At 61.6% G+C, this 7,081-nt stretch carries 6 protein-coding genes; all 6 read right to left on the reverse strand.

The genetic code is table 11. The features are described from left to right. Positions 1 to 41: 41 nt before the first annotated feature. Positions 42 to 491 carry a hypothetical protein gene (locus tag APH42_RS28070; protein WP_012053750.1) on the reverse strand — a complete coding sequence of 150 codons (450 nt, stop codon included), beginning with the start codon at positions 489 to 491 and terminating at the stop codon, positions 42 to 44. After that, positions 469 to 945 carry a transcription elongation factor GreA gene (gene greA / locus APH42_RS28075; RefSeq protein WP_024717413.1) on the reverse strand — a complete coding sequence of 159 codons (477 nt, stop codon included), beginning with the start codon at positions 943 to 945 and terminating at the stop codon, positions 469 to 471. Before greA ends, APH42_RS28070 begins: the two co-directional genes overlap by 23 nt. 2 nt (positions 946 to 947) lie before the next feature. Continuing rightward, the gene (gene carB / locus APH42_RS28080) at positions 948 to 4,169 is read right to left on the reverse strand and encodes a carbamoyl-phosphate synthase large subunit (protein ID WP_012274252.1); all 3,222 of its coding nucleotides are present in this window, start codon (positions 4,167 to 4,169) and stop codon (positions 948 to 950) included. A gap of 105 nt (positions 4,170 to 4,274) precedes the next feature. Beyond that, on the reverse strand, positions 4,275 to 5,411 hold the full coding sequence (gene carA / locus APH42_RS28085; protein WP_003249935.1) for a glutamine-hydrolyzing carbamoyl-phosphate synthase small subunit: 1,137 nt from the start codon (positions 5,409 to 5,411) through the stop codon (positions 4,275 to 4,277). Positions 5,412 to 5,675: 264 nt separating this feature from the next. Further along, positions 5,676 to 6,479: a 4-hydroxy-tetrahydrodipicolinate reductase gene (dapB, locus tag APH42_RS28090; protein ID WP_012274253.1), complete on the reverse strand. Its 804-nt coding sequence runs from the start codon at positions 6,477 to 6,479 to the stop codon at positions 5,676 to 5,678. A gap of 13 nt (positions 6,480 to 6,492) precedes the next feature. After that, positions 6,493 to 7,081: DnaJ C-terminal domain-containing protein (locus APH42_RS28095; protein ID WP_305728951.1), on the reverse strand; the 589-nt coding region annotated here is incomplete at its 5' end.

Below are 7,081 nucleotides of genomic sequence, written 5' to 3' on the forward strand. Positions count from 1 at the left end.
AGCTGTCCAACATCCACCGTTACAAGTAACGGTAGCTCCGATCAGTGGCGCGGTGAACGCGCCCTGACCGGGACCGGTTGGGCCACCAGCACGATGCCGGAAAAACCCAGCACCAGGAAACAGAACATCTGCCAGCGCTCGCCTACGGAAATACCGTAGCGCAAGGTGTAATACCCCACGCACGCACCGAAACCGAGCAACAACATCTGGCCACGAAACTGCCGCCACCAGGCCGCCAGGCCGTCCACCCTCGCCAGCACCGCAAGCTGGGTCAACAAACCAAGCAACGCCACGCCGATCAACCAGCGGTCGATCTGCCCGGCGATATCCTGCACCAGCAGCGGCGCCAGGCCACTGACCTTGAGCGCAGGCACCAGCCCCACATGGAACACCCACAGGCCACCGACCCAGAACACCTGGGCCAGTTGCCAGAGGATCCCCTCGAGGGATGGCGCCCGCAGGCGCCGGTCAGATGTGCTTGACTTCGACAATCTCGTACTCGACCGTGCCGCTAGGCGTCTTGACGACGACAGTATCACCTTCTTCCTTGCCGATGATGGCACGGGCAATCGGCGCACCGCTCGAGAGCTTGCCCTGTTTCACGTCGGCTTCATCCTCGCCGACGATCTGATAGGTCACCTCTTCATCGGTTTCGGTGTTGGCCAGTACCACGGTGGTACCGAAAATCACCTTGCCGGTGTGAGGGATCGTGGTCACGTCGATCACGACCGAATTCTGCAGACGGCCTTCGATATCGCGGATACGCGCCTCGACCATGCCCTGCTCTTCACGGGCAGCATGGTATTCGGCGTTTTCCTTGAGGTCACCCAGCTCACGTGCTTCACCGATCGCCTGGCTCAGGCGTGGGCGCTCGGTCTTGCTCAGGAACAGGTGCTCCTCTTCCAGGGCGCGAGCGCCCTGGACGGTCATCGGGTACTTGGTAATGCTCATGCTTTCAGTCCTGCATGCAGATCTTGCAAGCGACGAACGGTCTTTTCCGGACCAAACTTCAGCGCTTCGCAGATGGCTTCACCGGCCGCAATGGTCGTGGTGCAGTAAATCTTGTGCTGCAGCGCATTGCGACGAATCGAGTAGGAATCGGCGATCGACTGGCGGCCTTCGGTGGTGTTGATGATCAGCGACACTTCGTCGTTCTTGATCATGTCGACCACGTGCGGGCGACCTTCGGTCACCTTGTTCACACGGCGTACTTTCAGGCCAGCCGCCTCGATAACCTTGGCGGTGCCAGCAGTTGCAACCACTTCGAAGCCCAGGGCGATCAGGTCGCGAGCAACGCCTGCCACTTGTGGCTTGTCGTCGTCACGCACGCTGATGAACGCGGTACCGCCGGTCGGCAGCACTTCGCTCGCACCCATCTGAGCCTTGGCGAAGGCTTCACCGAAGCTGTCACCGACACCCATGACTTCACCGGTCGATTTCATCTCAGGGCCGAGGATCGGGTCAACCCCTGGGAACTTGGCGAACGGGAAGACGGCTTCCTTGACGCTGTAGAAGTTCGGGATGATTTCCTGGGTGAAGCCCAGCTCTTTCAGGGTTTTGCCAGCCATGACGCGGGCGGCGATCATGGCCAGGGAAGTGCCGATGCACTTGGACACGAACGGCACGGTACGCGAGGCACGCGGGTTGACTTCGATCACGTAGATCTTGTCGCCCTGCAGGGCCAGCTGCACGTTCATCAGGCCGACCACGCCCAGCTCCAGGGCCATTTTCTTGACCTGTACGCGGACTTCGTCCTGCACTTCCTTGCTCAGCGAGTAAGGAGGCAGCGAGCACGCCGAGTCACCGGAGTGAACGCCGGCCTGTTCGATGTGCTGCATGATCGCGCCGATGACCACGTCGGTGCCGTCGCACACCGCATCCACGTCCATCTCGATGGCGCAGTTGAGGAAGTGGTCGAGCAGTACCGGGCTGTCGTTCGACACCTGAACCGCTTCACGCAGGTAGCGCTTCAGCTCGTCCAGCTCGTAGACGATTTCCATGGCGCGGCCGCCCAGTACGTAGGATGGGCGCACAACCAGCGGGTAACCGATGCCGCCCGCAGCGCGGATGGCTTCTTCTTCACTGCGCACGGTGGCGTTTGGCGGCTGCAGCAGGCTCAGGCGCTGAACCATCTGCTGGAAGCGCTCACGGTCTTCGGCGCGGTCGATGGCGTCAGGACTGGTACCGATGATCGGTACGCCAGCTTCTTCCAGAGCGCGGGCCAGTTTCAGCGGGGTCTGGCCGCCGTAGTGAACGATCACGCCTTTCGGCTTCTCGACGCGGCAAACTTCCAGCACGTCTTCCAGGGTCAGCGGCTCGAAGTACAGACGGTCGGAAGTGTCGTAGTCGGTAGAGACGGTTTCCGGGTTGCAGTTGACCATGATGGTCTCGTAACCGTCTTCACGCAGCGCCAGGGCAGCGTGTACGCAGCAGTAGTCGAACTCGATACCCTGGCCGATACGGTTAGGGCCGCCACCCAGGATCATGATCTTGTCGCGGGTCGACGGGTTGGCCTCGCACTCTTCCTCATAGGTGGAGTACAGGTAGGCGGTGTCGGTGGCGAACTCGGCGGCGCAGGTGTCGACGCGCTTGTACACCGGGAACACTTCCAGCTTGTGGCGGTGACGGCGCAGGTTCTTGTCGGTGATGCCCAGCAACACAGCCAGACGCTGATCCGAGAAGCCCTTGCGCTTGAGGCGCAGCATGTAGTCCTTGTCGATCGCCGACAGGGCCAGGGTCTTGACCTTCTCTTCTTCCTTGATCAGATCTTCCATCTGCACCAGGAACCACATGTCGATGCCGGTCAGGGCGAAGATTTCTTCACAGGTCATGCCCGAACGCATGGCGTCAGCCACGTACCAGATACGCTCGGCACCCGGCACGGTCAGCTCGCGCTTGAGGATGCTGGCAGCTTCCGGGCTGGCCAGGTCGACTTTAGGGTCGAGGCCGCAAGCACCGACTTCCAGGCCGCGCAGGGCTTTCTGCAGGGATTCCTGGAAGGTACGGCCGATGGCCATGACTTCACCCACGGATTTCATCTGGGTGGTCAGGCGGGCGTCGGCTTTCGGGAATTTCTCGAAGGCGAAGCGTGGCAGCTTGGTGACGACGTAGTCGATCGACGGCTCGAAGGAAGCCGGGGTGCGGCCGCCAGTGATGTCGTTCTGCAGCTCGTCGAGGGTGTAGCCAATGGCCAGCTTGGCGGCGATCTTGGCGATCGGGAAGCCGGTAGCCTTGGAAGCCAGGGCGGACGAACGCGAAACGCGCGGGTTCATCTCGATCACGACCATACGGCCAGTGTTCGGGCAAATACCGAACTGCACGTTGGAACCGCCGGTTTCCACACCAATTTCACGCAGCACCGCCAGCGAGGCGTTGCGCATGATCTGGTATTCCTTGTCGGTCAGGGTCTGTGCCGGAGCGACAGTGATCGAGTCACCGGTGTGCACACCCATCGGGTCGAAGTTTTCGATGGAGCAGACGATGATGCAGTTGTCCTTTTTGTCGCGGACCACTTCCATCTCGTACTCTTTCCAGCCGATCAGCGATTCGTCGATCAGCAGCTCTTTGGTCGGCGACAGGTCCAGACCACGGGTGCAGATTTCTTCGAACTCTTCACGGTTGTAAGCAATACCACCGCCAGTGCCACCCATGGTGAACGACGGGCGGATGATGCATGGGAAGCCGAGCTTCTCGAGGACCGCATTGGCCTCTTCCATGCTGTGGGCGATACCGGAGCGCGGGCACTCCAGGCCGATGTCCTTCATCGCCTTGTCGAAGCGCGAACGGTCTTCAGCCTTGTCGATAGTGTCGGCGTTGGCACCGATCATCTCTACGCCGAACTTCTCCAGAACGCCGTGGCGCTCCAGGTCCAGGGCGCAGTTCAGTGCAGTCTGGCCACCCATGGTCGGCAATACGGCGTCTGGGCGCTCTTTCTCGATGATCTTGGCCACCGACTGCCACTTGATCGGTTCGATGTAGGTGGCGTCGGCCATGGCCGGGTCGGTCATGATGGTGGCTGGGTTGGAGTTCACCAGGATGACGCGGAAACCTTCCTCGCGCAGGGCTTTACAGGCCTGGGCGCCGGAGTAGTCGAATTCGCAGGCCTGGCCGATCACGATCGGGCCAGCGCCGAGAATCAGGATGCTTTTGATGTCTGTACGTTTTGGCATGGTGGTCACTCAAATCCGGGGTCAGTCGGCAAGCCGCTTTGAACAATCTGGGTCAGGCGCTTCCGGGCGCGGCAGGAGCCGGCCCGGGGCCTTGATGCAGGATGCTCAGCGGCGCTTGGCCATGGCATCGGTGAAACGATCGAACAGTGGCGCGACGTCGGTCGGGCCTGGGCTCGCTTCAGGGTGGCCCTGGAAGCTGAACGCGCTCTTGTCGGTACGCTCGATACCTTGCAGGGTGCCGTCGAACAGCGACTTGTGGATGGCGCGGACGTTACCCGGCAGGGTGGCTTCGTCAACGGCAAAGCCGTGGTTCTGGCTGGTGATCATGACCACGCCGGTGTCCAGGTCCTGGACCGGGTGGTTGGCACCATGGTGGCCATGGCCCATTTTCACGGTCTTGGCGCCGGAAGCCAGGGCCAGCAGCTGGTGACCGAGGCAGATGCCGAATACCGGGATCTCGGTTTCGAGGATTTCCTTGATCGCCTGGATGGCGTAGTCGCACGGCTCGGGGTCACCAGGGCCGTTGGACAGGAACACGCCGTCCGGGTTGAGTGCCAGCACTTCGCTGGCCGGGGTCTGGGCCGGCACCACGGTCACGCGGCAGCCACGGGCAACCAGCATGCGCAGAATGTTCAGCTTGACGCCATAGTCGAAGGCAACCACGTGATACGGCAGGTCGGCAGCGTCGATGGTCGGGTGGCTGTCGGTTTTCAGCTCCCACACACTGGAGCGCCATTCGTAGCGTTCCTTGGTGGAGACAACCTTGGCCAGGTCCATGCCCTTCAGGCCTGGGAAGCCACGGGCAGCGGCGATGGCGGCTTCTTCGCTGATGTTGTCACCGGCGAGGATGCAACCGTTCTGGGCGCCCTTTTCACGCAGGATACGGGTCAGGCGGCGGGTGTCGATGCCGGCGATGGCAACGACGTTGTTGGCCTTGAGGTACTCAGGCAGCGACTGGGTGTTACGCCAGTTGCTGGCCAGCAGCGGCAGGTCACGGATGACCAGGCCAGCGGACCAGACGCGGTTCGACTCGGCATCTTCCGGCGTGGTGCCGGTGTTGCCGATGTGCGGGTAGGTCAGGGTAACGATTTGCTGCGCATAGGAAGGGTCTGTAAGGATTTCCTGGTAGCCGGTCATAGCGGTGTTGAATACCACCTCACCAACGGTCTGACCGTCGGCACCAATGGCTTCACCGCGAAAAATACTGCCGTCGGCAAGGGCGAGTATGGCTGGCTTTGTCAAGAAGACCTCCCGTAAATCAAGCATGAAAGGGCGATCGCAGGTTGCAAAAAAGCGGAGTGACGTATGGACACGTCACCCCGCTTTCATGTGCTGAATTCAATTCGCTGCGCGCTTTTAGTGGACACACTAAAGCTGTAGCTTACAGAAAAGTGCGTTTTCGGTCTACCGTGGATGTGTCTCTAAAACACATGAATGCGACAGGCTGACGTCCATGTTGGTTTCTTCGCGGGCAAACCCGCGAAGAAACCAACACCGCGTAGCGGCTTAACGCAGCTCGAGCACATCCTGCATGTCGTACAGCGCAGGCTCACGCCCATCCAGCCACAGCGCCGCACGCACGGCCCCCTTGGCGAAGGTCATGCGGCTGGAGGCCTTGTGAGTGATTTCCAGGCGCTCGCCTTCGGCAGCAAACAACACGGTGTGATCGCCCACCACGTCGCCGGCCCGCACGGTAGCGAAGCCGATGGTCTTGCGATCACGCGCGCCGGTCTGGCCTTCGCGGCCATACACCGCCACTTCCTGCAGGTTACGCCCCAGCGCATTGGCAACCACTTCACCCATGCGCAATGCAGTACCCGACGGCGCATCGACCTTGTGCCGGTGGTGCGCCTCGATGATCTCGATATCGACATCATCACCCAGCACCCGCGCCGCCATATCCAGCAACTTGAGGCTAAGGTTCACACCCACACTGAAGTTGGCGGCGAACACGATTGGAATGTCCTTGCCGGCCTCGGCCAGCAACTGCTTCTCTTCGACAGAGAAGCCCGTGGTGCCAATGATCATGGCTTTGCCGTGCTTGCGGCAGAACGCCAGGTTCTTCAGGGTCACCGAAGGGTGCGTGAAGTCGATCAGCACGTCGAACTCGTCAGCCACCTTGGCCAGGTCATCGGAGAGCAACACTCCGATCCGGCCGAGGGCCGCCAGCTCACCAGCATCAGCGCCCACCAGCGAGCTGTCAGGGCGATCGATCGCCGCCGTCAGCCCAGCACCAGGGGTTTGCTGTACGGCTTCGATCAGGGTCTTGCCCATCCGCCCAGCCGCACCCATTACCGCAATACGTCGCATAGCCATTTCCTTGTCAGAGATCGCCGAAGAAGCGCTTCACGCCATCGAACCAGCCACTGGCCTTGGGCGAGTGGGAGCTGTCGCCTTCCAGCGAATCACGCAGCTCCTCGAGCAGCTCGCGCTGGCGGCGGCTGAGGTTGACCGGGGTTTCCACCGCCACGCGGCACAGCAGGTCGCCCGCACCACCACCACGTACCGGAGCAACGCCCTTGCCGCGCAAACGGAACTGCTTGCCGGTCTGGGTGCCTTCCGGAATTTTCAGCTTCACGCGGCCATCCAGGGTCGGCACTTCCAGCTCGCCGCCCAGGGCGGCATCGGTGTAGCTGATCGGCACTTCGCAGTACAGGTGCTTGCCGTCGCGCTGGAAGATCTCGTGCTCACGCACGCTGATCACCACGTACAGATCACCGGTCGGGCCACCATGGGTACCGGCCTCACCCTCGCCCGACAGGCGAATGCGGTCACCGGTATCAACACCCGCCGGCACCTTGACCGACAGCGTCTTGTATTCTTCGACACGGCCTTCGCCGTGGCACGAGGTGCACGGGTCGGTAATGATCTTGCCTTGGCCATGGCAGCGCGGGCAGGTCTGCTGCACCGAG

Origin of the sequence: Pseudomonas sp. NBRC 111140 (assembly GCF_001320885.1) — a bacterium.
GTDB lineage: Bacteria > Pseudomonadota > Gammaproteobacteria > Pseudomonadales > Pseudomonadaceae > Aquipseudomonas > Aquipseudomonas putida_P.

Excerpts from the sequence above, each read along its gene's own strand:
- carB (WP_012274252.1), bottom strand. The coding sequence starts at position 4,169 with ATGCCAAAACGTACAGACATCAAAAGCATCCTGATTCTCGGCGCTGGC.
- dapB (WP_012274253.1), bottom strand. The coding sequence starts at position 6,479 with ATGCGACGTATTGCGGTAATGGGTGCGGCTGGGCGGATGGGCAAGACC.